22 protein-coding genes are annotated in these 24,898 nt (G+C 54.4%); 8 read left to right on the forward strand and 14 right to left on the reverse strand.

Annotated features, from left to right (window positions below; all coding sequences use genetic code 11):
• Positions 1 to 77 precede the first annotated feature (77 nt).
• A complete protein-coding gene (locus BM373_RS08615; protein ID WP_090460998.1) occupies positions 78 to 536 on the reverse strand; it encodes a YaiI/YqxD family protein in 459 nt (152 codons plus the stop codon).
• 141 nt (positions 537 to 677) lie between these two features.
• Here BM373_RS08615 and proC point away from each other — a divergent pair, with 141 nt between their 5' ends.
• Positions 678 to 1,487: a pyrroline-5-carboxylate reductase gene (gene proC, locus BM373_RS08620; RefSeq protein WP_090460999.1), complete on the forward strand. Its 810-nt coding sequence runs from the start codon at positions 678 to 680 to the stop codon at positions 1,485 to 1,487.
• Between the two features lie 15 nt (positions 1,488 to 1,502).
• Here proC and adrA read toward each other — a convergent pair whose 3' ends face one another.
• The 6 genes from adrA to BM373_RS08650 all read right to left on the reverse strand — a co-directional run bounded on the left by adrA (position 1,503) and on the right by BM373_RS08650 (position 6,996).
• Positions 1,503 to 2,618 carry a diguanylate cyclase AdrA gene (gene adrA, locus BM373_RS08625; RefSeq protein WP_090461000.1) on the reverse strand — a complete coding sequence of 372 codons (1,116 nt, stop codon included), beginning with the start codon at positions 2,616 to 2,618 and terminating at the stop codon, positions 1,503 to 1,505.
• Between the two features lie 90 nt (positions 2,619 to 2,708).
• Positions 2,709 to 3,029 (reverse strand): phosphate starvation-inducible protein PsiF, encoded by a 321-nt coding sequence (gene psiF / locus BM373_RS08630; RefSeq protein WP_090461001.1) that lies wholly within the window; start codon positions 3,027 to 3,029, stop codon positions 2,709 to 2,711.
• A gap of 93 nt (positions 3,030 to 3,122) precedes the next feature.
• Entirely contained in the window at positions 3,123 to 4,538 is a 1,416-nt protein-coding gene (gene phoA, locus BM373_RS08635; protein ID WP_090461002.1) for an alkaline phosphatase, read from the reverse strand.
• Positions 4,539 to 4,625: 87 nt separating this feature from the next.
• Positions 4,626 to 4,886, reverse strand: a complete 261-nt coding sequence (gene iraP / locus BM373_RS08640; protein ID WP_090461003.1) for an anti-adapter protein IraP — start codon at positions 4,884 to 4,886, stop codon at positions 4,626 to 4,628.
• A gap of 190 nt (positions 4,887 to 5,076) precedes the next feature.
• Positions 5,077 to 6,282, reverse strand: coding sequence for a multidrug efflux MFS transporter (locus BM373_RS08645; RefSeq protein ID WP_090461004.1), 1,206 nt, complete (start codon positions 6,280 to 6,282; stop codon positions 5,077 to 5,079).
• Between the two features lie 30 nt (positions 6,283 to 6,312).
• Entirely contained in the window at positions 6,313 to 6,996 is a 684-nt protein-coding gene (locus BM373_RS08650) for an extensin-like domain-containing protein (RefSeq protein ID WP_090461005.1), read from the reverse strand.
• 107 nt (positions 6,997 to 7,103) lie between these two features.
• Here BM373_RS08650 and ddlA point away from each other — a divergent pair, with 107 nt between their 5' ends.
• Complete coding sequence (ddlA, locus tag BM373_RS08655; RefSeq protein WP_090461095.1) at positions 7,104 to 8,201, forward strand: D-alanine--D-alanine ligase; 1,098 nt, start codon at positions 7,104 to 7,106, stop codon at positions 8,199 to 8,201.
• Here the strand turns inward: ddlA and BM373_RS08660 are convergent.
• Positions 8,198 to 8,425: a DUF2754 domain-containing protein gene (locus BM373_RS08660; protein WP_090461006.1), complete on the reverse strand. Its 228-nt coding sequence runs from the start codon at positions 8,423 to 8,425 to the stop codon at positions 8,198 to 8,200. The genes ddlA and BM373_RS08660 overlap by 4 nt on opposite strands.
• A 252-nt stretch (positions 8,426 to 8,677) precedes the next feature.
• On the opposite strand from BM373_RS08660, the gene BM373_RS08665 reads away from it, so the two are divergent.
• Positions 8,678 to 8,986: a YaiY family protein gene (locus BM373_RS08665; RefSeq protein ID WP_090461007.1), complete on the forward strand. Its 309-nt coding sequence runs from the start codon at positions 8,678 to 8,680 to the stop codon at positions 8,984 to 8,986.
• 9 nt (positions 8,987 to 8,995) lie between these two features.
• Here the strand turns inward: BM373_RS08665 and BM373_RS08670 are convergent, their stop codons facing one another.
• The 3 genes from BM373_RS08670 to BM373_RS08680 all read right to left on the reverse strand — a co-directional run bounded on the left by BM373_RS08670 (position 8,996) and on the right by BM373_RS08680 (position 11,966).
• Positions 8,996 to 10,087 (reverse strand): DUF1615 domain-containing protein, encoded by a 1,092-nt coding sequence (locus tag BM373_RS08670; protein ID WP_090461008.1) that lies wholly within the window; start codon positions 10,085 to 10,087, stop codon positions 8,996 to 8,998.
• 13 nt (positions 10,088 to 10,100) lie between these two features.
• A complete protein-coding gene (sbmA, locus tag BM373_RS08675; RefSeq protein WP_090461009.1) occupies positions 10,101 to 11,321 on the reverse strand; it encodes a peptide antibiotic transporter SbmA in 1,221 nt (406 codons plus the stop codon).
• Between the two features lie 132 nt (positions 11,322 to 11,453).
• Positions 11,454 to 11,966, reverse strand: a complete 513-nt coding sequence (locus tag BM373_RS08680; RefSeq protein ID WP_177220135.1) for an isochorismatase family protein — start codon at positions 11,964 to 11,966, stop codon at positions 11,454 to 11,456.
• A 227-nt stretch (positions 11,967 to 12,193) separates the two neighbouring features.
• Here BM373_RS08680 and ampH point away from each other — a divergent pair, with 227 nt between their 5' ends.
• Positions 12,194 to 13,351, forward strand: coding sequence for a D-alanyl-D-alanine-carboxypeptidase/endopeptidase AmpH (ampH, locus tag BM373_RS08685; RefSeq protein ID WP_090461011.1), 1,158 nt, complete (start codon positions 12,194 to 12,196; stop codon positions 13,349 to 13,351).
• 13 nt (positions 13,352 to 13,364) lie between these two features.
• On the opposite strand, the gene BM373_RS08690 is transcribed toward ampH, so the two are convergent.
• Together BM373_RS08690 and ehaB are read right to left on the reverse strand one after the other, a co-directional pair.
• A complete protein-coding gene (locus BM373_RS08690; protein WP_090461012.1) occupies positions 13,365 to 13,988 on the reverse strand; it encodes a helix-turn-helix domain-containing protein in 624 nt (207 codons plus the stop codon).
• Between the two features lie 94 nt (positions 13,989 to 14,082).
• Complete coding sequence (ehaB, locus tag BM373_RS08695) at positions 14,083 to 17,061, reverse strand: autotransporter adhesin EhaB (RefSeq protein WP_090461013.1); 2,979 nt, start codon at positions 17,059 to 17,061, stop codon at positions 14,083 to 14,085.
• Between the two features lie 541 nt (positions 17,062 to 17,602).
• On the opposite strand from ehaB, the gene hemB reads away from it, so the two are divergent.
• On the forward strand, positions 17,603 to 18,574 hold the full coding sequence (hemB, locus tag BM373_RS08700; protein ID WP_090461014.1) for a porphobilinogen synthase: 972 nt from the start codon (positions 17,603 to 17,605) through the stop codon (positions 18,572 to 18,574).
• Between the two features lie 55 nt (positions 18,575 to 18,629).
• Here hemB and BM373_RS08705 read toward each other — a convergent pair whose 3' ends face one another.
• A complete protein-coding gene (locus BM373_RS08705) occupies positions 18,630 to 20,414 on the reverse strand; it encodes a methyl-accepting chemotaxis protein (protein WP_090461015.1) in 1,785 nt (594 codons plus the stop codon).
• Between the two features lie 346 nt (positions 20,415 to 20,760).
• Here BM373_RS08705 and BM373_RS08710 point away from each other — a divergent pair, with 346 nt between their 5' ends.
• The 3 genes from BM373_RS08710 to BM373_RS08720 all read left to right on the forward strand — a co-directional run bounded on the left by BM373_RS08710 (position 20,761) and on the right by BM373_RS08720 (position 24,821).
• Positions 20,761 to 22,449, forward strand: a complete 1,689-nt coding sequence (locus tag BM373_RS08710) for a bifunctional ornithine lipid synthase OlsF (protein WP_090461016.1) — start codon at positions 20,761 to 20,763, stop codon at positions 22,447 to 22,449.
• 201 nt (positions 22,450 to 22,650) lie between these two features.
• Entirely contained in the window at positions 22,651 to 23,280 is a 630-nt protein-coding gene (locus BM373_RS08715; RefSeq protein ID WP_090461017.1) for a response regulator transcription factor, read from the forward strand.
• Positions 23,280 to 24,821, forward strand: a complete 1,542-nt coding sequence (locus BM373_RS08720; protein ID WP_090461018.1) for an MASE1 domain-containing sensor histidine kinase — start codon at positions 23,280 to 23,282, stop codon at positions 24,819 to 24,821. The genes BM373_RS08715 and BM373_RS08720 overlap by 1 nt, the downstream gene beginning before the upstream one ends.
• The last annotated feature ends 77 nt before the right edge of the window (positions 24,822 to 24,898 follow it).

The raw sequence follows: 24,898 nt of genomic DNA on the forward strand, positions 1-24,898 counted from the left end.
CAAGTGTAAAGATAAAATGGCATTTGCGACCTGGCTTACCTTACTGTAAAGCACTGCCCGTTGACAAGCCCGGGCGATCAGGACTGCCGACGCTTCACATCAAGCAGCCATTTATCCAGTTCGGCGGCAAAGTGCTGCCTGTCGCGTTGAGTCAGCGAGTCCGGCCCGCCGGTCTGGACGCCGCTGGCGCGCAGGGTGTCCATAAAATCGCGCATCGTTAAGCGCTCGCGAATGGTGGCTTCGGTATAGCGTTCGCCGCGCGGATTAAGCGCCGCGCCTCCTTTGGCGATAACTTCAGCGGCCAGCGGGATATCCGCTGTGATCACCAGATCGCCGGGATTGCACAGGCGCACGATTTCATTATCTGCCACGTCAAATCCCGCTTCCACCCGCAGCGTGCGGATAAAGCGTGAAGGCGGTACGCGCAGCGTTTGATTGGCCACCAGCGTAAGCGGTGTTTGCGTGCGCTCGGCGGCGCGAAACAAAATTTCTTTAATCACATTCGGACACGCATCGGCGTCCACCCAGATAACCATAAGCACTCCTGACAGGCTGTTGGGGCTATTCTCGCCTGAATTGCCCGCGCCCGCAAAGAGTATGCGGAAGCCTTAGCCCTGGGCAGGGATCCACGATAAGCTATTCTTCCCCTCATCACTGACAAACCAGGGAGCGACATAATGGAAAAAAAAATCGGTTTTATCGGCTGCGGTAACATGGGCAAAGCTATTCTTGGCGGGATGATCGCCAGCGGCCAGGTGCAGCCGGGCCAGATTTGGGTCTACACGCCCTCACCTGAAAAAGTCGCTGCGTTACGCGACCAGTTCGGGATCAATGCCGCGCAAAGTGCGCAGGAAGTGGCCCAGGAAGCCGATATTGTGTTTGGCGCAGTGAAGCCAAACACCATGATCAAAGTGCTCAGCGAAATCACGTCCAGCCTGAATAAAGAGACGCTGGTGGTTTCTATTGCCGCTGGCGTCACGCTCGATCAACTGGCCCGCGCCCTCGGTCATGACCGTAAAATTGTGCGCACCATGCCCAACACCCCGGCGCTGGTGAATGCCGGCATGACCTCGGTGACGCCCAATGCGCTGGTGACGGATGAGGATATTGCAGATGTGCTGGCGATTTTCCGCAGCTTTGGCGAAGCAGAAGTGGTGGCAGAAGCGATGATCCACCCGGTAGTCGGCGTCAGCGGCTCGGCACCGGCATATGTATTTATGTTTATTGAAGCGATGGCAGATGCCGCCGTGCAGGGCGGAATGCCGCGCGCACAGGCTTATAAATTCGCTGCACAGGCAGTGATGGGATCGGCAAAAATGGTACTGGAAACCGGTAAACATCCGGGTGAGTTAAAAGACATGGTCTGCTCGCCAGGCGGCACCACGATCGAAGCCGTGCGGGAGCTTGAGGCACGCGGATTCCGCTCGGCGATTATGGAAGCCATGGCGAAATGCATGGAAAAATCCGACGCGTTAAGTAAAGCCTGACGATCTGGCCGGGTGTCAGGCCGCCACTTCGGTGCGGTTGCGCCCGGCGTTTTTCGCTTTATACAGCGCCACATCTGCCGCTTTCAGCCATTCGCTATAATGCCCCATTTCGTCGGTTAACGGCGCGACACCAACGCTGATGTGCAAAGCCACCTGCGGGGCGCAGGGCATTCTGTAGGTCGCAAGTCTGGCGTGAACCCGGCTCATCGCCGCAATTGCGCTCTCCGCCGTCGCGCCGCGCATGATCACCGCAAACTCATCACCACCGAAGCGCCCTATTACATCGCTGCTGCGCAGTGTCAGTTGCAGATGGCGCGTCAGCGCGATGAGGGCTTCGTCGCCGACATCGTGCCCGTAGGTATCGTTGATAGTTTTAAAATGGTCGAGGTCGATCAACATGACGGCGGAAACCTGTTGATGGCGGCGGCAATTTTCGTATTCATCGCGCAGCAGGGTTTCCCAGTGGCGGCGGTTATACACGCCGGTCATGCCGTCACAGGTGCTCATCACCTGCAAACGCCGCTTTTGCTCCGCCAGTCGGGTGGCGGTGCCGTAACTCACCCAGGCAAAAACGACGGGATAGATCAGAATAAAGGGCAGTGAAAGCCACCACTCCAGCGGCGCGCTGGTTAACAGCATCGAGATGCCGCTGATTTGCAGGGTAGCCAGCGATGTGCCGACCAGCAGAACGATCCCCGCCCAGCACAGCTTTGGCCCGCCCGCTCCCATCAGGTTGACGCCAATCATCATCGCCAGCACGGCGGAGGGCATAATATTCACCCCGATAATACCAATCCATATTCCGGCGAAAATGGCATCCGCTTTCAGATTGTTCAGTTCGCAGGTCAACGGGTCGCTGGACCGGTTTGCCCGCTGCCAGGCCAGATGCGGCCAGACGAATGACCAGAACAGCAGCGCCAGCCACCAGCCCCCGTTGATGGGCTGCGACACCATGACTCCCGACATGGGTAAAAAGAGTCCCGCCAGGCCTGCCATACGCGGCAGCCGCGCCCTTCTTGCGAAATGCTGTCCCGTCCGAAAGTGATCGTCCTGACTCAGTAAGGGGTCGCTATGATGCAATGTCTGCGGTGAGGTATAAAAATTATTATCATTCATCATTTTTGGGAACATTCTGAAACATTTCCAAAAATTATAGAAAGGGATCAAGGCAGGAAAGTATGATATTTCGGGTGAGCCGGAACGGCAGCTCACCCTTAAGGACTAATCCTTTTTCGTCAGGCAGGCGCTCATAAATTTACTGCGGTCCTCCCCTTTCAGGGATTGCTGGGTTGCCTGTGAATTACATTCGCGCATCTTTTGCTGCTGGGGAGAGAGGCTTTTCTGCCCCGGTTCGGTTTTGGTGTTCTTCAGACAATCGCTCATATAAGTTTTGCGGGCGTCACCGCCGAGCGTCTGCGCAGTCGCCTGCTGGTTGCATATCGTCATGCGTTGTTGCTGGGGAGTGAGTGTTTTTTCAGCGGCGCTGACCGCCACCATAAACATCATGCCAAACAGAAGGGTAACCAGTAATGTTATTTTCATATCACCATCCCTCAGTGAGAGTTTCACCTTAAGCATGGTAAATTTCGGCTAAAAAACCACCCGACGGCGCAGATTTACGCCGTCGGGCAGCGATTATTGCAGCCCTAACGCATTCTTCATGGTGAAGAACAGATCCGTCTGATCGGTTAACCCGACCACGTTAGCGGCGTGCGGGCCATAGGCCGCGATGCGTAACTGTGCGCCGGTATGCTCCATCGACTCTTCTTCCGAGTTGCCGTAGGTCATTGCCATAACCGCGCCGTCTTTAGTATTCAGGCTCTGGCTCAGGCCAGGCGCTTTGCTGTCCGGGGCGATGATCTGGCTGGCATGGGCGTGATCGGCGGTGACGATCACCAGCGTATTGCCATCTTTCTTCGCAAACGCCAGCGCTTTCTGGACCGCTTCATCCAGATCGACCGTCTCACCGATCTGACCGCACGGATTGGCCGCATGATCCTGTTTATCGATAGACGCGCCTTCCACCTGTAAGAAGAATCCTTTCTGATTCTTGCTTAACAGCTCAATGGCTTTGTCCGTCATCTGCGCCAGCGTCGGCACGCTGTCGGTGCGCTGAGCATTCGGGGTACAGGTGACGGCAGGCTTATCCAGATTGCCATGGTAGGAGGCTTTCGGCCCTTCCCAGCGCACCGGCATGTTACCCTCAGAGAACAGGCCGAGCAGCGGTTTATCCTGATTCGCTTCGGTGATGGCCGCAAGCGTTGAGGCGTCGCTCACCATCTGATAACCGCGCGCCTGCGCCTGCTCGCGCAGCGTTTTACCCTGCCATTCCCCGGCGGTAGCGGTTTCGGCAAAGGATTTCGCTCCGCCGCCGAGGGTGACATCGGCGCGGGCGTTCAGCATCTGTTCAGTAATCGAGCCTTTACCGCCTTTTTCCAGCGCATTGACGGCGCATTTTTCAGAGGTCACGCTCGGGGCGTAGCATTTACGGGAAATCACGTGCGCGAACAGCGCTGCCGGGGTGGCATCCTGCAATTCGGCGGTAGAAACGTTGCCCGTGGCGTAGCCTGCGGCTTTGGCTAATTCGAGAATGGTCTGGTGATCTTTTTCATGGATATCCACACCGAGCGCGCCGTTGTAGGACTTCACGCCGGTCGTCCATGCCGTCGCGGAGGCGGCCGAGTCGGTCACGTAATCCGGCTTGCCGGTTTTTTTGTCCAGCGAGTAGTGAGTGTATTGCCCGGTCAGCGGCAGTGCGTCGATGCCTTTAAAGAAACCGCCCGCCCCTTCGGCGTAATTGCGCGCCGCGGTAATTTCCGAATCGCCCATCCCATCGCCGATTAACAGAATGATATTTTTGGCGGGCTTATCCAGCAGAGAATCACGCAGGGCACTGGTCTGGTCAGCCGATAAACGACGGGCCCCGCCCTGAGAGGTAATATCCCCCTGCGCGGCACGATTATCGAGCACAGCCATGTTGGTTGTATCCGCGTGAATAACAGGGGTAAATATTAATGGTAATAAGGCAATAACCAGCGCGCTCTGTTTCACTCTATTTCTCCATGATTAAACATTCAGAATAAACAGAGCGACTATAGGCAGCCCCTGTGACAGTGTTATGACACACTTTTCAGGTTCTTAATGACGGGGATGCCTTAATAGCTTTTTTATATATTGTTGTAACAGTTCAGAATCTTCGACCGGAACCTGAGAGTCGGGACTGGCCTGCTCAAGCGCGTTTTCAATGCCGTGGATAAGCGCCTGTTGCTGGGGTTCTGCCATATGGCGCACCAGTGCCGTCACCACGATTTCCAGGGCTTCTACCTGGGCCACCAGCTCTTTTGACTCTTCTTCCTTTTGGGCAAGTTTAACCAGTAATTCCGCAATGAGATTTTTCATAACACAATTTCCTTATGAGATATCCGCAGACGTTATCACCCGGCATGGGTATTGCAAATAGGTCAACGTACTATTTTTTTAATAGGAATTTCTTGTTTTGTCGAATAAAAAAACAGATTGTCAGATAAAACATTTTATCCGTTCCTTAAGGTAAATCCTAAAACAGCTTTTTATATAAAACAGAATATATTTATTCGCGGCGCGAAGAAGTACGGGAACGTTTAAGTTGAACGGCTAATTGCCAGATATTAATCAATACCACCACTGCCGTCGCGGCAAATACCCATCGAAAACCGGCCATTGCGGAAACCGTTGCGCCCATCAGCGGCCCTGCGACATTCCCCAGATACATAAAGGACTGGTTATAGCCAAAAATGCGTCCGGTCACCTGATCGCTGGAATATTTCAGCAACAGGGTCTGCACCGCCGGAAGCATTGCGCCATCGGCAAAGCCCAGCAAGAAACGCAGAATGCCCAGTTGCAGCGGGGTGGTCACGAATGACATGGCGAAAAACAGCCCCACCGCGCAGATCAGCGTCGCCATCAAAATACGCGCAGTACCAATGCGATCGCCCAGCTTGCCTAAACGCGGCGCGGCCATCAGCGCAGAAACGCCCGGCACGGCGGCAATCAGCCCGCTGAGAAAGGCAATATTACTGCTGTCCGGGGCCAGCGACTGAATAAAGAGCGCCAGAATCGGCCCGACGGAGCCGTTGCAGAGCTGGATCACCAGGGTCGTGAAAAACAGACTGATCACCAGCGTCGGGTACGGCAGCGTGGCAAACACCGCTTTGCCGGAGAGCCGTTGCGCTTTGCTGACTTTGGGCCGCACGCCCTCTTTGATCAGAAACAGGGTGACGAGAAAACTCACCATCAGCAGAATCGCGGTAATCAAGAAAACGGTTCGCAGGCCAACGTGGTCAGCCAGAAAGCCTCCCATCAGCGGCCCGCCTATGACGCCGCTGATTTGCGCGGTAGAGAGCGTGCTAAGCGCCCAGCCGCTGCGCTCGCGCGGAACCTGCGAGGCTACCAGCGCCATCGCGTTGGGGATGTACCCGGAGGTCAGTCCCATGATCCCGCGCAGAAGGAGCAACTGCCAGACGTTAGTGGCAAACGCCTGCAACAGAATGGCAATCGCCATGCCCAGCGAAGCGCGGAGCAGCATCAGCTTGCGCCCTTTTCGGTCAGCCAGACTGCCCCACATCGGCGAGACAATGGCGGAGATTAAAAAAGTAATACTGAACGTTAACCCCGACCACATCGACAGCGCTTCATGCGACGTGACGCCCAGTTGTGCCACATAGAGCGGCAGAAAAGGCAGGATCTGGCTGATGGCAAGGCCAGTAAAGAAACAGCCAAACCAGACTGAAATGAGGTTAACTTTCCAGGATTCCATAACCGTTTTAATTCTTAAGTGGATCGGACATTAGCGGCACAGGCCGTAGCCCCGCATGCCGAGGTGAAAATGGTTCGCATGGGCGGCATTATAGTTCGGCCCCAGACCATTCCCATAATAATTACAACTGGCGCTCAGCATCGCCTGAAGCCAGGGCTGCGTTTTCTCCACCTTCCAGCCGCGCAGCACGCTCACCTGCTGACCGTTGGCTAAGCGAAAACCGCTGATATCCAGCGCGTCTGCCGTGGCGTGCTCGCTCAGGCGGGCATTTTCGCGGTGATAGATATTCCGGCAGGCGTAACTCCCCAGGTGCTCAATGCGCACCAGTTCGCTTGCCATAAATTGTTGGGTGAGCGGCCTTGCCTGCTGCTGGACAAACAGCGCTGAACTGAGCGCCAGCGGGCAGGAAGCGAGGAAGCTGCTGCTCAGTTTGACCGGGCCGAAATCGCGCACCCGCACGGCGTTGGTCAGCGGGCAGGTGCCTTTGCTGTCTGCCACCGGCTGTGCGGTGATCAATCCCTGCTGATTGGCTTCGACAAGTAACGCCGCGCACTGGGCTGCCTCCAGTTTCCGCAGTTTGAACTGCGTGATTTTTCCCGGCGGATCGCTTAAGCGCAAGGGGACGAACGGGTTGTAATACGACGGCAGATGGCGGTAGCCCGCGACACCTGCCCCGATGATAATCAGCCAGACGATCACACTTTTCCCTTTCACTCTTCCCCCTTTTTTAATTCCAGAAACATTATGGCAGAAGGCCGGGAATCGCGCGTTTTGTCGTGGTAAGGTATGGCCTTTCAGGATATTGATGAGTGGATGTTGTGATGGCGAAATTGCGGGTAGGCGTGGTGTTTGGCGGCAAATCGGCGGAGCATGAAGTGTCGCTCCAGTCGGCCAAAAACATTGTTGAGGCGATGGATAAAAACCGCTTCGAGGTGGTGTTGCTGGGAATAGACAAACAGGGTCAGTGGCATATTAATGATGCCGGTAACTTCCTGCAAAATGCGCACGATCCGGCGCGGATTGCGCTTAACCCGTCAGAGATTCGTCTTGCCCAGATCCCCGGCCAGGCACACCAGCCGTTCATCAATGCCGACAACGGTGCTCCGCTGCCCCATCTTGATGTGATTTTCCCTATTGTCCACGGCACGCTCGGTGAAGATGGCTCCCTTCAGGGGATGCTGCGCATGGCGAATCTGCCGTATGTCGGGTCCGACGTGCTTGGCTCCGCCGCCTGTATGGATAAAGACGTGACTAAACGCCTGCTGCGCGATGCGGGCCTTGGGATTGCGCCTTTTATCACCCTGACGCGGGCGAATCGCCAGCAGGTCGCTTTCAGTGAAGTGGAAGCGAAACTCGGTCTACCGCTGTTTGTAAAACCGGCGAATCAGGGCTCGTCCGTGGGCGTCAGCAAAGTCACCAGCGAGGCGCAGTACCATGAGGCCGTGCGTTTCGCCTTTGAATTCGATCATAAAGTGGTAGTAGAAAAGGGCATTGTCGGTCGTGAAATCGAATGCGCGGTCTTAGGAAATGAAGCGCCTGAAGCCAGCACCTGCGGCGAGATCGTGCTTAACAGCGAATTTTACGCCTACGACACCAAGTACATCGATGATAACGGTGCGCGTGTGGTGGTTCCGGCTGAAATCGATCCTGCGGTGAATGACACTATCCGCCAGATTGCGATTGTGGCGTATCAGACGTTAGGCTGCGCCGGCATGGCGCGGGTGGATGTCTTTTTGACCCCGGAAAACGAGGTCATCATCAATGAGATTAACACGCTGCCGGGCTTTACCAACATCAGCATGTATCCCAAGCTGTGGCAGGCGAGCGGTGTCAGTTATACCGATCTGATAAGCCGCCTGATCGATCTGGCGTTAGCGCGCCATCAGGCTGACAGCGCCCTGAAAACCACACTCTCTTAATCTTCGATCTTCGTCGCTGTCTCGTCTTCCTCAACGGGGCGGCGGCGAATAATCAATCCCGCCAGCCAGAAGCTAATGACCCACGTTACCAGGCCAACCGCATAGGTTTGCCAGCCTTGCGCTTCGAAACCCAGCAGCCCCACCACACCGTTCAGAATAAAGATCAGGCCAATGGCAAAGGCGTAATAGTGCCAGTCACGGCGAATTTTTAAAGGCAGTTTCATAACAACTCCGCAGGCTAAAAAAATATCGTCGCATATTTCCTTACGCGCGTCTGCGAAGCATACGGAAAATCTTAATTGTTACCTAAAAATAACAAATGTAACAGAAATGTGAGAACAAGCAAAAAACAGCCATTCTCTGCCGGGCTGGCGGGTAAATTCTCACCAATCTGATATTGACAATCGTATTGAGCTGTCAAACTAGCATTGAGTCACAAGCTCTGAGCCTGGTCTATCAAGCATGCAGGAGGTCATATGGCAGACTTTACTTTGTCGAAACCCTTTACCAGGGCAAAGGGTAAAAAGCGGGATGCCTCAACGCCTGGCAACATCGCGTATGCGGTGTTTGTGCTGCTCTGCTTCTGGGCGGGCGCGCAACTGCTGAACCTGCTGGTTCACGCGCCTGGCGTGTTTGAACATTTGATGCAAATGCAGGATACCAACCGACCCCATGTCGAAATGGGACTGGGTGTAGGCACGATTTTCGGCCTGGTGCCCTTCCTGATCGGCTGTGCGGTACTTGGCGTTATTGCTCTGCTGTTACGCTGGCGTCGTTACGACTAACGGCCCTGGCTAGAGCGATAAACAGCGCAACCTGCGATCGTCTACGCGTTTAGCGAACCAGGCGGTCGTCAGGCTGCGGGTGATTTTGGGGCTTTCCAGTTGAATGCCCGGCAATATCTCCTTCGGCTGCTCCTTCCCGGTTTTCACCTTCGCCAGACGATACACTTCGCGGTACAGGGCGGTTTTTTCAAACGCCAGGCTGTCACCTTTTTCCAGTTGCTGACGAATTTCACGCTCGCTCATATCCAGTTTGCCTGCCAGTTTGCGTACCGCCAGTTCAGTCTTGCCCGGCTCACGGCTATCGTAGCGAATCAAATCACCATCCAGCGCCAGTTTCACCCCACTCGCTTTACTTACCGCATTCTGAAACGCGGCATTGCGGCTCGCGTACCAGCCAGCATTAAAATCTGCAAAGCGGTAAATCGACGCACTGTAATTAGCGGGATAATTGAGCAGATGGTAGGTGCCGAACCACAGCCCGCCCCGGCGGGTAAAGACTTCCTGGCGCACGGTCCCCGTCATTTTCCACGGATACCCCGCCGCGTGCTGCTCGGCGAATGCAATACTCACCTGCATCGGCCCGCCGGTATGCACCGGGTTGAGCGAACCAAACAGTGTCTGGCCCATCGGCACCATGTTGATGAAATCATCGAAAATGGCGCTTAACTGTTTCTCAGTTTTGACCTTATCCAGCCGTTCGCTGTAGCTTTTGCCGTTGGGCGAGGTGATTTTCAGCGCGGTATGCACCAGAAACACCGGGATGTGCAGCCGTTCGGCACGCTTGTCGATCTCCTGCCAGGCGATTTTATTCAGCCCCGGCACGGCGGGATCCGCCTGGTAAGTCGACTCCTGCTGCGCCACCGCCAGCACCGCACAGACGTTTTCTTCCGTCGGGGCCAGCTTCTGGCTTTCAAAGGTTTTGGCAATATCACGCGCCCAGGCGTCGCGATCTTTCACGCTGGCGGGCATTTTCTGGCGCACCACGCTTGCCACATCGATCGGCTTTTCGCCCTCTTTAAGCGGTGCGGGGCGATCGGTGCTACACCCGGCGAGCAGCAAGCCCAGCAGGGGCGGTAAATAACGTGGTGCGACAAGCGGCATAGCGATTCCTTTATTAGCTCAGTGGCAACGTCACTTCCACAACCTCTCCCTCGTCCAGCACCTGTTCAAAAGTGCGCAGACGTTTGTAGATCGACATCAGTTCAACCAGCGTCGTCCAGGAGTTGATCAGATACTGGAATGAACTGCGGACCTGATCAAAGACGTTGAGGATCTGGTTCATTAATCCAAGGGTGATCGTACCGGCGACAATGGACGGAAACAGCAGGAACAGGCCGAAAACGTTATCAATTTGCAGATAAAAAATGCGCGCGATGTTGAAGTACATATAGTGAAAATAGAGGCGGAAATAGTTACGGCGCACGGCGGAAAACAGTTCACGCACGGTAGGCGGATCGGCACGCTGTGGATCGTCTTCGCCATACACCAGCTCTTTACGGTAGGCCGCTTCAACGCGCTGATTTTTAAACTCCAGTCCCGGTAGCTTGATCCCAACCACCCCAAGCAGACCCGTTCCCAGCAGCGACCAGAGGATCGCGGCAATCACCAGACCGTACGGGATATGGCCGACGACAGGCAGTTCAGGCACATGTGGGGAGAGCGCCACCAGGATCGGCAGAAAGGCGATCAGTTTCATGATGGCGTTCAGCAGACTGACGCCCATGTCTTCGAGGGTGGTCGAAAAACGCATGGTGTCTTCCTGCACACGCTGGGCGGCCCCTTCGACATGGCGCAAACGCTGCCAGTTCGCCATGTAATATTCGTTCATTGCCGTACGCCAGCGGAAAATATAGTGGCTGACGAAGAAGTTATTTAGCACCGCCACCAGCACCGCAATCAGCGCGATGCCGAGGAAAATGCTCACTTCGTGATAAAACTGCCCGATCGTGGTTTTATGCGGCGCGCTGAGTGCATTCTGAATTAAATCGTAAAAAGGCGCGTACCAGGCGTTGATGGCGACACTCACCTGCACCATAAACCAGGTCACGAAGACGATCAGCGCCGTGCCCAGAATCGACCATTTTTGCCAGCGGTGCGGAGCGTAGTTAAACCAGAACAGGGCGAAGGCGGCCACGCAAAACGCGTAGTAGGCATAAAAGACCAGGTATCCGCGCGACCAGAATCGCGTGGCGCTAATCGGTACGTCTTTGGATGCACCTGCAATACGCTCAAGCCAGGCGCTTCCACCTGCCTGCCAGAACACCACGGCGATCATTGCCCAAATCAATGCCGATAAAAAGAAGGGACCCGGCTTTGGGAAAAAAGACTTAAACATGACATGCTCCTGCAACTTCTCATTTTTATGGTGAATGCTGTGTAACGCTGTGGCCTCCACCGGCATCATCCCGTGGATGACAAAAGATAAATGCCTGGCGGCGACAAAATTTTCAGACCGGGGCGGCCTGGCTTAGTTCGCCTGCCACGCCTGAAGAATTGTTTCTGTGGGTTTCACACGGACCGGATTGCCCGGCACAGTCAGCGTGCGCCACACCTCGTTATAATGAGCTATCAGGGTCGCTGCCTGCGCCGCCGGACGATCGGCGGTGGTGTGAGCATCCTCCGCCACGGTTATGGCGTAACCTTTGCTGGCGGCGTTTTTCAGGGTGGTATCAACGCAATAATCGGTCGCGCAACCGCACATAACAAATTCGCGGATCCCGTGCTCATCCAGCAATTGCTCAAGACCGGTTTTGTAGAAAGCATCGCAGGCGGTTTTGCTGGAATAGAGCGCCCCTTCAGGCTGGTATAAATCAGGCAGCAGCGCAAATCCGTCGCTCCCCTCCTCCAGTCCACCCTCTTCGATATGCTGAATAAAAATGACCCGATCTGCGGCCCGGGTCAGTTGATTGATTCGCGCGACGCATGCTTCGCGCTGAAGACGAGGCGTGGCAAAGACTCTCTGTTGCATATCAACGACCATCACAACGCGTTTGTTTGACATTACTCATACTCTCAGCAAATCAACGAAGTTAACGAGATTACCATAAGGCACACGTCACAAAAGCAGACATTCTTTATGCGAAAAAATGTCGTGTTTACTCATCGTTACGTTTTAGCGCGCCGGATTACGCTTTTCCAGGCTTTGCATCGAAGTGCCAGGTAGTATAAATAGACATTATCTTTTTTATTCTTTGATGGATGCTTTCGTTGAAACGTTGCCTGCTTTTGACTGCGATGCTCGGTGCCCTGTGTTTTTCTTCTGCTCACGCCGCCACGCCGTCTCCCGATCCGGAATTTGCCTCTGATGTTGTCGATCGCTACGCCAATCATATTTTTTACGGCAGCGGCGCAACGGGCATGGCCATGGTGGTCATTGATGGTAATCAGCGCGTGTTCAGAAGTTTTGGTGAAACGCGTCCGGGAAGTAACGTCCATCCTCAGCTTGACTCGGTTATTCGGATCGCCTCTATTTCGAAATTAATGACCAGCGAAATGCTGGTTAAATTGCTCGATCAGGGCGTGGTAAAACTTAACGATCCGCTAAGTAAATATGCGCCGCCGGGAGCGAGCGTCCCCACGCATAACGGCGCACCAATTACTCTGGTCAATCTTGCGACCCATACCAGCGCATTGCCGCGTGAGCAGCCCGGTGGCGCGGCGCATCGCCCGGTTTTTGTCTGGCCGACACGCGAACAGCGCTGGAACTGGCTTTCTACGGCCACGCTTAAAAGTACGCCTGGTTCACAGGCGGCTTACTCAAATCTGGCGTTTGATCTGCTGGCCGATGCGCTTTCAACGGCGGCAGGAAAGCCTTATCCGCAGCTTTTTGAAGAGCAAATCACCCGCCCGCTTGGGATGAAAGATACGACGTTTACGCCCTCGCCCGATCAGTGTAAGCGTCTGATGGTTGCCGAAAAGGGGGCCAGCCCTTGCAATAACACCCTGGCGGCGATTGGCAGCGGCGGCGTTTATTCTACGCCCGGCGATATGATGCGCTGGATGCAGCAATTCCTCTCTTCTGATTTTTATGCCCGGAATAATCAGGCAGACCGGATGCAGACGCTAATTTATCAGCGCACGCAGTTAACGCGCGTGATCGGCATGGACGTTCCGGGTAAAGCGGACGCGCTGGGGCTCGGCTGGGTTTATATGTCGCCGAAAAATGGCCGTCCGGGAATTATTCAAAAAACCGGTGGCGGCGGCGGCTTTATTACTTATATGGCTATGGTGCCAAAAGATAACGTCGGTGTATTTGTTGTGGTCACTCGCTCTCCGTTAACGCGCTTTGCAAACATGAGCGATGGCGTAAACGATCTGGTCACCGAACTGAGCGGCAATAAACCGCAAATTATTCCGGCATCCTGAGTTCCGCGCTATTTCAATAGTCATGAGGCAAGTGGTTGATACTCACCAGCTTGCCTTTTTGCATCTCGATATAATTACCTTGTCTTAACGCCGCCAGGACTTCGGCAATCACCGAGCGAGAAATTTGCGTTCGCCGCTGGATATAATTCATTACGCCAATGCGGGCGCGCAACGCTTCATCCCATTCCGCCATGGTCAGCAACGTTGAACGGATCTGGTTATATGAACTGGTGCCGATGAGCTGCAAATCGCGTGCTTCAAGTACCCGGTTTTTCCAGGTCATTAAATAGAACGCTTCACGCCAGAGTTGATGCTTTTCAAGAAGCTGTAACGCGACGCTGGCTGGCAGGAAATAACCTTTACAGGCGGTTTTCGCGACAAGGGTATAGCGTACGGGGCCAGGCTGAATGCCCATTGAAAGGCCAAAAATACCCGGTGCTGACATCATTTCATACAGCATTCCCTGAGACTGGCGCTCAACGGCCATGGCGCCTTCCAGCAGAACATAGATATTGGATTCGTGAGCCTCATTTCCATGAGTAATGGCCGTATCACATTCACACTGGAAGGGCGTACCGTAGGGAGAGAATTGAGTATTAAGAAGGTTAAACTCATGGGCAGGTTGGGCATACAACATTGATGCATTCCTTGCAAAAAAGCCCGCCAAATATTTGACGGGCTGTGTTTACGCGGTAGGACAATATCGGGAATGGGTTTCCCGATATTTTATTTTACCAGGTATATTTCACGCCCACGTTTGCAGACCAATCCTGCTCAACGTCGCCGCCGCCCAGGTAGTTTGCATCAGTGTAAGCGCTGAAGTTCTTGGTGAAGCTGAACTGGGTGCCCAGACCAACACGAACCGCAGAACCTTCTACACCGTTATCAATGGAGTCATTGTTGATTTCAGATTCGTTGTTGGAATCGTCGTAAACATACGCCAGTTTGAAGTAAGGTGTCATAGCCTGATCGCCGTAGTTGAAGGTGTAACCCGCATCTACGCCCAGCTCATAACGCAGGCTGTCATAAGACTGACCATCAACTTTCATGTCGTTGCTCAGACGGTAATCATCACCAGACTGGAACAGACCGCTAACGCTGCCGTACGGAGTCACATAGCCAGCGGTGTTGATGTTGAAGTCATAACCCAGTTTCAAGCCGAAGCCCCAGGCGCTTGCTGATGTATCACCATCAACATACTGGCCGTTGCTCATGGTTGCAGTCAGATCGTTGTTGAAACGGCTGTAGCTTAAAGAACCATCAAGGAACAGGTTGTTCGGGAAGCGAGCAGATGAGTAGACGTAGGCAGACTGGCTATCCTGATCTACCTGGCCAGTACGGTCAGAGATATCACCTTTCGCGAAGCCTGCTGCTGCACCGACAGTCCATTTCGCATTGTTGCCATCAACGATGGTATCCACACCCACCATGATGCCGCTAACGTCCTGATCGTAGTTGATGGTGCCGTTGTCACCATTGAAGCTACCACCGAAGTAGCTCACCCATGCGCCACCGTTATCAGCCAGACCATGACGGCCATTGGTCAGACGGGTGCTCAGGGTATCCTGCTCCAGATTCCAGATGCTGGTGTTAGCAGAAGGAATGCTCAGCGCCATGTTGGCGTAATCAGTCAGTTCCTGCTGTGCCAGAACAACGGTGTTACCTTTCTGCTCAGCCTGATAGGTGTAAGCACCCAGGTCAGCTTTGTTTGCCGCAGAGAAAGTGGCGGTGCTATTTTTGTCGTTAACGTAGATAAGTTCGTTATCTTTGTAGTCAGCAACAGAACCTGCGCCAGTTGCGTTGTCGATACGGACTTTGTAGTTACCAGTTGCGGCTGCAACGTTGTCACCAGCGTTATCAACTTCTGCCTGACCGTGCTCAATACCAATATCAGAAACGTTGTCACCATTGCCGTTAATGGTTAAGTGGCCATCGGAATTCATCGCGATAACACCGTAACCATAGTTAGATTTGGACTTATCGTTGGTACGATCGTTGACCAGATCAGCATTCAGCACGTAATCGCTGCTGTGAATATCGAAAGTACCTGCGTGCACGTTACCGTGAACATCGGTCACACTGGTAACATTCAGGGTATCAGTCTGTAATGGGCTTGCATCAAACTGATTAACGTTAACATCCAGCAGGCCGTTATTGGTTACGGTGATGGTGTTAGCGTACAGCGCAGCATCATTAACGCTCCAGCCTGCAGCGATGTCATCAGCCAGCGTAACAGTACTGTTATCGATGGTCAGCTTGTCAGTCGCAACATGACCATCTTCACCGATGTTCATTTCAGAACCGCCGGTCAGAGAAATGGTATCGGAAATCAGAGAAGAATCCGCTACGTTCACCTGAGAGCCGCTGTTGATGCTCAGAGTATCAATAAGCGACTCTTTAGTTGTATCCCACTCAGAACCGTTGTTCAGTGTGACGTTGAACAGGCCGCTTTGGTAAACTTTATTACCCGCGATATGTGCGCCTTCATTGTATACGGTGTTATCCCGGTCAATAACAACGGTAGATTCCGGCCACAGGCTGTTACCGGTGATATCAATCAGGTGTGCGGTAAAATCAGTTCCTTTGGCATAGCCATCATAAATACCATCAGGGGTGTCATTATCAAGAATGCCATCGCCATCAGTATCAGTACCGAGATCAACCATATGAACAGATGTCGCTGCACCTACCCACTTGCTGCCATTGTTCAGGGTCAGATCCAGTCTGTCTGTGCCATCCCAGCCATTAGTATCAACATTGGCGTCAGTATCACGGTAAGAATCGGCACCGGCCGGGAAGAAGTTTTCATCAAAATTGCTAGAGAAAACAACGTCACCCATCAGGGTTGAATTATTGAAAGTTGCAGTCGTCTGCATGGCGTTGTCAGCGTTCGGATTTGCCGTCACAGCCAATGCAATGTCATCAGGCGTCGCGGAACCGTCATAATCGCTGGCGTTGTTGTTATTACCGAACCAGCCAGTAGTACCTTCGTCGGTCCATGAACCGGAAGTTACCGTAGAGTCATTTACGGTAATGGTATTATTGAAGACTTCACCGCTGTTCACACCAGTGCTGACGGTATTATCATCAACATCTGACCACTCATAACCCTGAGACAGAGTGATACCCGCAACGTGCGAATTATTCTGGATGTTCAGATCAACTTCCTGATCCAGCGTAATTGCGGTACCCATATTATAAACGTTAACAACATGGGAATCGTTAGCCTTATTATAGGTACCGTTGTAGGTATAATGCTCGTAGTTATCGTCGATAGTGGAGTTATCCACAGTCATCGCCAGACGATCATAGTAGTAATTATCGCCTGCACGGTTGGTGCAATCAGCGGTCATACAAGCGGAGGTCACCATGCCATGAACAGTACTGTTTTTGATTGTCAGGCTGTTGGTGTTGGTGTTATTTGACAGGCCATCATCCAGATAATAGGTTGAAATAACGCCATTAACTGTCGCTTTATTAATTACCGGGTAGATGTTGCCGTTATAGAGGCTGTCAGCGGCATAGTTATTCCAGCCAACATACCCCTTATAGTAAACGCCATCGCCTTCAGCGTAAGAGCCATCGTAGTGAACAAAAGTGTTGTAAGCGGTACCGGAAATATCGGTGCTAGCATTTGCCTGAGAAGTGATTGCCAAAGTGCAGGCTAGTGCTAATTGTGAGACTACAAGTTTCTTTTTCCAGGAGTGCATTTGTCATCGCTCCTCAGGGATAATTTTAAGTTGATCCATCAATCGTTAATGCAAAAAAGATTCAAACTGCAAACCGGAAATATTATGCAACGGACAAAGAAGTTAGTTCAATTAATCCTTGCTTAAAGTTTGATTCCGGACTAATACAGCAATAGCCGTAGCCAATTAAAGATATTAATAAAAGAAAAAAGCACTGATTTATCATTAAATTAACATTAGATAATGCAACACATTGCTCCAATCAATTTGAAAAATAAATACATAAGAATAATAAAAAACCAATAAATCATTCGCGCGAAAAATAAATAAACCCACCCTACCCATTATTTTCAACCCGCACATTTACAACATCAATATAAATAAAGAATTAATTCCTCAAATGCATAACCCCTTAAAGACATGCGTAATAAAAATACGGTTCTCATGCTTAAAATGAATAAGCAGAAAATAACAACCAGAGGGTTTAACGGCAACTTTAGTAGAACATCCCTACTATGATTCAGTTACAATAGCAGCAGGTTTCACAAACATCAGGCACACCATGACAGACTTAATTACCCGTCCTCGCCGCCTGCGCAAATCTCCCGCGCTGCGCGCCATGTTTGAAGAGACAACACTGGGCCTGAACGACCTTGTGTTGCCGATCTTTGTTGAAGAAGAGCTCGACGATTACAAAGCCATCGACGCCATGCCCGGCGTGATGCGCATTCCTGAAAAGTACCTCGCCCGCGAGATTGAACGCATCGCCAATGCCGGGATCCGCTCGGTGATGACCTTTGGCATTTCCCACCATACCGACGCTACCGGCAGCGATGCCTGGAAAGAAGACGGTCTGGTGGCGCGTATGTCGCGCATCTGCAAAGACGCCGTGCCGGAAATGATCGTCATGTCCGATACCTGTTTTTGCGAATACACCTCCCACGGCCACTGTGGTGTGCTGTGCGATCATGGGGTTGATAACGACGCGACCCTGCTCAATCTGGGCAAACAGGCCGTGGTTGCCGCAGCGGCAGGGGCTGATTTCATCGCTCCGTCTGCGGCCATGGACGGTCAGGTGCAGGCCATCCGCCAGGCGCTGGACGCCGCCGGGTTCACCGACACCGCCATCATGTCCTACTCGACCAAATTCGCCTCGTCGTTCTACGGCCCGTTCCGCGAAGCCGCCGGCACCGCGTTGAAAGGCGACCGTAAAACCTACCAGATGAACCCGATGAACCGCCGCGAAGCGATTCGTGAGTCACTGCTTGATGAAGCGCAGGGCGCAGATTGTCTGATGGTGAAACCGGCGGGTGCCTATCTGGACATCCTGCGTGATATCCGCGAGCGTACCCAGTTGCCGCTGGGCGCATACCAGGTGAGCGGCGAATACGCGATGATCAAATTCGCAGCCCAGGCGGGTGCCATTGATGAAGATAAAGTGATCCTTGAAAGCCTCGGTGCCATTAAACGCGCCGGTGCGGATCTGATTTTCAGCTACTTTGCGCTGGATCTGGCGGAACGTAAGCTGCTGTAACGAGCGTTGCCGGGCCTGTCGCTGGCCCGGCAAACTTTCATCGCCGGATGAGCCTTTACACCCTGAACTGCCCCACTGCGTCCGCCAGCTCTCTCGCCTGACCCTGAACCGCCGCCGATGCCGTTGTCGATTCTTCCACCAGCGCCGCATTTTGCTGCACCATCGCATCCAGTTGCGTGACCGCCAGATTGATCTCCTGAATCCCGCGCTGCTGTTCGCGGGTGGCATTAGTAATTTCCGCCATCATGGTCGTGACCGATTTCACACCGCCCACAATGTGATCCATGGTTTTACCGGTGTGCGCAACCTGGCGTGAACCGACCCTGATACTCTCAAGCGTGCTGTCGATCAGGACTTTAATTTCCTGCGCCGCCTGCGTACTGCGACTGGCCAGATTACGCACTTCGCCTGCGACCACGGCAAAACCCTTGCCCATTTCGCCCGCACGCGCCGCTTCCACCGACGCATTCAGCGCCAGAATATTGCTCTGAAACGCAATGCTCTCAATCACCCCTGTAATATCCGCGATCTTGCCCGACGCCGACTCAATATCGCCGATGGCATGGATAACGCTTTTCACCGCTGCGCCGCCTTCATTTGCGGCCTGCGCGGTCTGCGCAATCGCCTCATTTGCCTGCTCCGCCGTTTCAGCGGTTAACGACACGGTGGAGGAAATCTGCTCCATCGCGGCAGAGGTCTGTTGCAGGCTGGCCGCGGCAGATTCGGTGCGCGACGAGAGATCCTGATTTCCCAGCGCGATTTCCTGCGACGCATCGCGCACCGCGTGGCTGGTTTGCATGATCGACACCATCACCCCGGAAAGCGTGGCAATAAAGGTATTAAACGCGCGGGCAATCGCCGCCACTTCATCGTTGCGGCTGGCGTCCAGGCGCTGGGTTAAATCCGCGTTGCCAGAAGCAATATTGTCCATCGCCACGCGAATGTGATTGAGCGGAGCCAGCGCACGCTGGCTGATAAAATTCACCACCAGCACGGCAAAGACGATCAGGCACAGCAGGCAGATGGCCGACGCGGTGAGCAGCGAGCGCATCCCGGCGGTGGCTTCGGCTTTGTCCATCACCACCACCGTATACCAGCCGGAATCGCCCACCGGCAGCGCCTTCAACAGCTTCACCAGCCCGTGCATTTCCGTTTGCACAATGCCACCTTTGAGCAGCGCCGCGCTGTCGAGGCCGGGGGCGATATCCGCCAGCGGTTTCAGCGTCAGTGCGTCATCCGGGTGCGCCATAATAGTGCCGTCGGCGGCAATCAATATGCCGAAGCTGTCCGGCGTCGGTTTGATATTACGAATGTTCGCGATCACATCATCCATGCGGATATCGCCCTCCACCACGCCCAGCACCGTGCCGTTCTCAATACGCGGCGCGGCCACGGTCACAATCAGTTTTTTGGTCGTCACATCCATATAAGGATTGATCACCAGCGGTTTTCCCGCCTGCACCGCCTGGATATACCAGGGGCGGCTGGTGGGATCGTAGCCTTCAGGAATACCGGACGGATCGGACGAAATATCGCGCTTATCGGGATAGCCGATGTCCACATTCATAAAGTGCCCGGCATCGGCAATTTGTTTAAGCAGTGGCACCGGATCGCTGTCGGTAACGTGCGGCACCAGCGAGGCAATCATCCCTTTTTGCGTATTCACCCACTGGGTGATGGTCGCGGTGTGGCTTTGCGTCAACGCGGTGAGCGAGCTTTCCACCGCGCGGTTGTTGAACTTATTAATAATGAGGTAATTGACAACGGTATTGATTAATAAAGCGATTATCACGATACCCGCCGTCGCGCCTATCACTCTTGAACGTATGGAATTGAACATATTTTTTCCTTCACCGATGTACAAACTCTCCGGCCAGCGCCGGAACCTGGCACTATTAACGACGGTGGAAGTAAAAACTTTAAGCCAAACTGATAAGCTGTTGATTTATATCAATTCATTAAAAGATAATAATTATTCACTTACAAAAAGCAGGTGATATCACTATTAAAGCAACACAACCCCATATTACACGCCGCTTACCCGTTTGTTCTTCGAACAACGCCCGCTCACGAATATGCATAAAGAGTGCATACGAATTTTGCGGATTTTCATATCTTCATCAGGGTGAAACGCAAACGTCACGTTGGGCTTCTACTGTCTGGGCAGGACGGGAGGAGGAGCCATCATGTTTAGTCTCGATAACGTACTCGACGACCTTTGGCCGCAGGCCAGACCGGCACCCTGGCAAAAGAACCTGCTCAGGCGTTTATTTTACGAAGAAGAGTTTCAGCAATTCGCAGCCCTGCACCGCCATCTCAAAGGGCTGGAAATGGTCGAGCAGGTTCTCGAACATTTGCAGATCCGCTGCACCATTCCCGCACACGATCTTGAACAAATCCCCGAACATGGCCCGCTGGTCATTATCGCCAATCACCCCACCGGTACGCTGGACGGCCTTGCGCTGCTGTATGCGGTCTCCCGCGTGCGCCGCGATGTGAAAGTGGTCACTAACCGCATGTTGAGCCATCTGGCTCCGCTCAGTTCGCTGTTTATTCCGGTGGACAATCTGGGTGGGCGCACCCGCAAAGCGTCGCTGCAGCTAATGGAAGCGCAGTTGCAGGCGGGCGGCGTGCTGATTTTCTTTCCGGCGGGTGAAGTTTCACGCCTGACGCGCAAAGGCGTTCGCGACGGCGAATGGCATTCCGGCTTCGTCAAAATGGCCGCGAAGTTTCGCGCTCCGCTGCTGCCGGTGCATATCCGCGCCCACAACAGCCCGCTGTTTTATGCCAGCACCCTCCTTTCTTCCACCCTGCCGATGCTGCTTTTAATGCAGCAGATGTTTCGTCGCCAGGGCAGCACGCTGCCGATTCACATCGGTCAGCGCATTCCTTTCGATAGCTGGTTCAGCCCGCACCTCACACCGCGGGACACCGCCGGAAAATGCCGCCAGCACACTATCCGCCTGGGGAAAAACCAGCCGGGCGTATTTAAAACCGAGTGTGCGATTGCCCGTCCGGAAGATCGGCTGACGCTAAAGCGCGCGCTGAGTAAAGCGGAGTGCCTGGGGCAGACGGCAGACGGCAAAACCATTTACCTGTGGCAGCGCAACGGCGAAGAGGACGCGCCGATCCTGCGCGAACTGGGCCGGCTGCGTGAGATCGCCTTTCGTGCCGTCGGTGAAGGCAGCGGTAAACGCCGCGATACCGACCGCTATGACGATGACTACCTGCATCTGATCCTCTGGGACGAGGGCGATCTTGAAATGGTGGGCGCATACCGGTTTACCCCGACCCACGCGCAGAATAAAGAAGCGCTCTACAGCTACAGCCTGTTTCACTACGACGACAAAATGGCGGATATCCTGCAACAGGGTATTGAACTTGGGCGCAGTTTTATCCAGCCGCGCTACTGGGGACGCCGGGGGCTGGACTATTTATGGTCGGGAATTGGCGCATATCTGGCGCGCTACCCGCAGTACCGTTACCTGTTTGGCCCGGTGTCGATTTCCGGTGGCCTGCCCCCGGCCGCCCGCGATCTGCTGGTGGCCTTTTACCGCCTCTGGTTCCCGCCTTCCCACCCGCTCGCCGCCTCGCGCCGCCCGTATCCCGCGACGTTGCCGGACGTACTGGCGCAGTTTAGCGGCGAGGATTACACCGAGGATCTGACGCGCCTGAAATCGCTGCTCGGCAACCTCGGCTGCGGCATCCCGCCGCTGTATAAGCAGTATTCTGAGCTTTGCGAACCGGGCGGCGTGCAGTTTATCGACTTCGGCAGCGACCCGGATTTTAACCACTGCGTGGACGGACTGGTGCTGGTGGATCTGGCGCATCTGAAGGCGAACCGGTATGAGCGGTATATCGGGGTGCATGGTTGAGGGGGTTTTTACCCTCACCCTAACCCTCTCCCTGAGGGAGAGGGGACTAAAACCTCCCTCTCCCTCAGGGAGAGGGCCGGGGTGAGGGTGACGCTCTTTTATTGCATTTTTGTTACATCCGTTACACATCACCCACGTGAATATTGCCAGCCCCGCCTAACCCGGCATCATAATGCCATTCCCCCTCTGGAGTGATGCGCGATGATTCGAGTGATGTTGGTGGATGACCACGTGGTTGTCCGGTCAGGGTTTGCCCAGCTTTTGAGCCTCGAAGAGGATCTCCAGGTCACCGGGCAGTTCAGCACCGCGGCCCAGGCGTGGCCGGCATTACTGGCGGATGACGTTGATGTCGCCGTGCTGGACGTCGCCATGCCGGATGAAAACGGGCTGAGCCTGCTCAAACGCCTGCGCCAGCAGCGCGCCGGGTTCCGCGCCATCATTCTTAGCATCTATGACACCCCGGCCTTTGTGCAAAGCGCGCTCGACGCCGGGGCGTGCGGCTATCTCACCAAACGCTGCGGGCCGGAAGAGCTGGTTCAGGCGGTGCGATCCGTTGGCATGGGCGGGCATTATCTGTGTGCCGATGCCCTACGGGCGCTGCGTGGCGGCGAGCAGCCGGGCAAAGTGCTGGATGTGCTGACTCCGCGCGAGCGCGAAGTGTTTGAACTGCTGGTCAAAGGCGACAGCGTCAAAGAAATCGCCTTCAGGCTCGATCTGAGCCACAAAACCGTGCATGTCCATCGCGCCAACGTGCTCGGTAAATTGCAGTGCAGCAGCACCATTGAACTGGTGCATTTCGCCCTCGACAACCAGCTTCTGACGGGCCACTGATGTCGCCGTCGGTACGTCACACGGTTCTGTCTCTGTTTATCGTGCTGGCCTGGGGACCGGGCTGGCTGATGCTCTGGACGCTGGGATTTTATCTCACCCACAACGGTCAACAGGCGGCCCTGTTCTTGCCGCACGGCGTCGGGCTGGCGCTGCTGATTCTGCTCGCGCGCCGCTTCTGGCCCGCGCTGGTGCTGCCTCAACTGATGATCATCATCTGGCTGCACAACGAACAGTTATTGAGCGGCTACACCATGCTGGCCGCGCCATTAATCACCCTGATCCCGGCGCTCGTCACCCAGCGTTACTGGCACCGTTTCCCGCTCTACTGGCAGCGCCTGAGCCTGCTGCTTACCGCCGTCACCGCCTGCGCCCTGCTGCAAACCGCTGCCCTGTCGCCGTTTCTGGCGAGCAAAGCCACGCTTATTGGCCTCGCCGCTTTTACCGGCGGGGTGCTGCTTACGCCGTTCGTATATCTGATTTTTGAATTTTTACGTCAGCAGCATCGCTATCACCTGCTCGGGCTGGACACCAGCAACCCGCCGCTGCGCACCTCGCTCATCATCTGGTGCAGCCTGTTTTTCATTATTGGTATCGGCACGCAAATGGTGCTGACGCCGGAAATCGAACGCCTGCTGCTGATCGTAGTGTTTTTACCCAACGTGATCATGGCGTGGAAATTTGGCTGGCAGGGCGGCGTGCTGTCGGGGCTTCTCGGCAGCATGATGATCACCATCGCCCGCCAGGTGGGGATCGGTTTTGGCGATCTGATCGAACTGGAAATTTTCCTCGCCACCCAGGCGCTGCTCGGCATTGGCCTCGGCATCGCCATCAGCCGCCAGCAGCATCTGGCGCAAAATCTCGATCACTACCGCCAGCGCCTGGAAGTGGAATTAAAAGCGCGCCGCGAACTGACCGAAAAACTGATCCACACCGAAGAAGACACGCGCAAAAACCTCGCCCGCGAACTGCACGACGAGATCGGCCAGAACATAACCGCCATCCAGATCCAGTCGCAACTGGTCAAGCGCACCGGGGGCACCGCCCAGGCGCTGGATGCCGCCAGCCAGATCAACGAGCTGGCCCGCCGTATCCACAGTTCCACCCGCCAGTTGCTGCGCCAGCTTCGCCCGCCGGTGCTCGACGAAATGTCGTTTCGTGAAGCCCTTCACCATCTGGTGAACGAATTCGCCTTTACCGAGCGCGGCATCCTCTGCCGGTTTGATTACCAGTTAGATCCGCCGCCGCAAAACGAAACCCTGGTGTTCACCCTCTATCGCCTGTTGCAGGAGTTGCTCAACAACGTCTGCAAGCACGCGCAGGCAAGCGATGTGCGCATCGTTTTAAGCCAGCGCGACGGGCAGATCTGGCTGACGGTCGAAGATAACGGCGTCGGCATCCCGACCAGTAAAATGCCCGGCTTCGGCATCCAGGGAATGCGCGAGCGGGTACACGCGCTCGGCGGCGAACTGGTGCTGGAATCGTCCCACGGCACGCGCGTAATTGTTAACCTGCCCACACTTTTGCCACAAACGCCGCGATAACCAGGAAAAAGTCTTAGTCACTCCGGACTTTCTCTCATCCCCTTTTCCGTTTGCTTTCATATAGTCATCTCAACCGG

This window comes from Enterobacter sp. kpr-6, assembly GCF_900116015.1.
Lineage (GTDB): Bacteria > Pseudomonadota > Gammaproteobacteria > Enterobacterales > Enterobacteriaceae > Enterobacter_D.

Coding starts and splice junctions, on each gene's coding strand:
- ddlA (WP_090461095.1), top strand. CDS start 7,104: ATGGCGAAATTGCGGGTAGGCGTGGTGTTTGGCGGCAAATCGGCGGAG.
- BM373_RS08645 (WP_090461004.1), bottom strand. CDS start 6,282: ATGGAATCCTGGAAAGTTAACCTCATTTCAGTCTGGTTTGGCTGTTTC.
- BM373_RS08680 (WP_177220135.1), bottom strand. CDS start 11,966: ATGGTCGTTGATATGCAACAGAGAGTCTTTGCCACGCCTCGTCTTCAG.
- psiF (WP_090461001.1), bottom strand. CDS start 3,029: ATGAAAATAACATTACTGGTTACCCTTCTGTTTGGCATGATGTTTATG.
- hemB (WP_090461014.1), top strand. CDS start 17,603: ATGACAGACTTAATTACCCGTCCTCGCCGCCTGCGCAAATCTCCCGCG.
- adrA (WP_090461000.1), bottom strand. CDS start 2,618: ATGTTCCCAAAAATGATGAATGATAATAATTTTTATACCTCACCGCAG.
- BM373_RS08720 (WP_090461018.1), top strand. CDS start 23,280: ATGTCGCCGTCGGTACGTCACACGGTTCTGTCTCTGTTTATCGTGCTG.
- BM373_RS08715 (WP_090461017.1), top strand. CDS start 22,651: ATGATTCGAGTGATGTTGGTGGATGACCACGTGGTTGTCCGGTCAGGG.
- BM373_RS08615 (WP_090460998.1), bottom strand. CDS start 536: ATGGTTATCTGGGTGGACGCCGATGCGTGTCCGAATGTGATTAAAGAA.
- BM373_RS08665 (WP_090461007.1), top strand. CDS start 8,678: ATGGCAGACTTTACTTTGTCGAAACCCTTTACCAGGGCAAAGGGTAAA.
- BM373_RS08710 (WP_090461016.1), top strand. CDS start 20,761: ATGTTTAGTCTCGATAACGTACTCGACGACCTTTGGCCGCAGGCCAGA.
- ehaB (WP_090461013.1), bottom strand. CDS start 17,061: ATGCACTCCTGGAAAAAGAAACTTGTAGTCTCACAATTAGCACTAGCC.
- sbmA (WP_090461009.1), bottom strand. CDS start 11,321: ATGTTTAAGTCTTTTTTCCCAAAGCCGGGTCCCTTCTTTTTATCGGCA.
- BM373_RS08660 (WP_090461006.1), bottom strand. CDS start 8,425: ATGAAACTGCCTTTAAAAATTCGCCGTGACTGGCACTATTACGCCTTT.
- iraP (WP_090461003.1), bottom strand. CDS start 4,886: ATGAAAAATCTCATTGCGGAATTACTGGTTAAACTTGCCCAAAAGGAA.
- BM373_RS08690 (WP_090461012.1), bottom strand. CDS start 13,988: ATGTTGTATGCCCAACCTGCCCATGAGTTTAACCTTCTTAATACTCAA.
- proC (WP_090460999.1), top strand. CDS start 678: ATGGAAAAAAAAATCGGTTTTATCGGCTGCGGTAACATGGGCAAAGCT.
- BM373_RS08670 (WP_090461008.1), bottom strand. CDS start 10,087: ATGCCGCTTGTCGCACCACGTTATTTACCGCCCCTGCTGGGCTTGCTG.
- BM373_RS08705 (WP_090461015.1), bottom strand. CDS start 20,414: ATGTTCAATTCCATACGTTCAAGAGTGATAGGCGCGACGGCGGGTATC.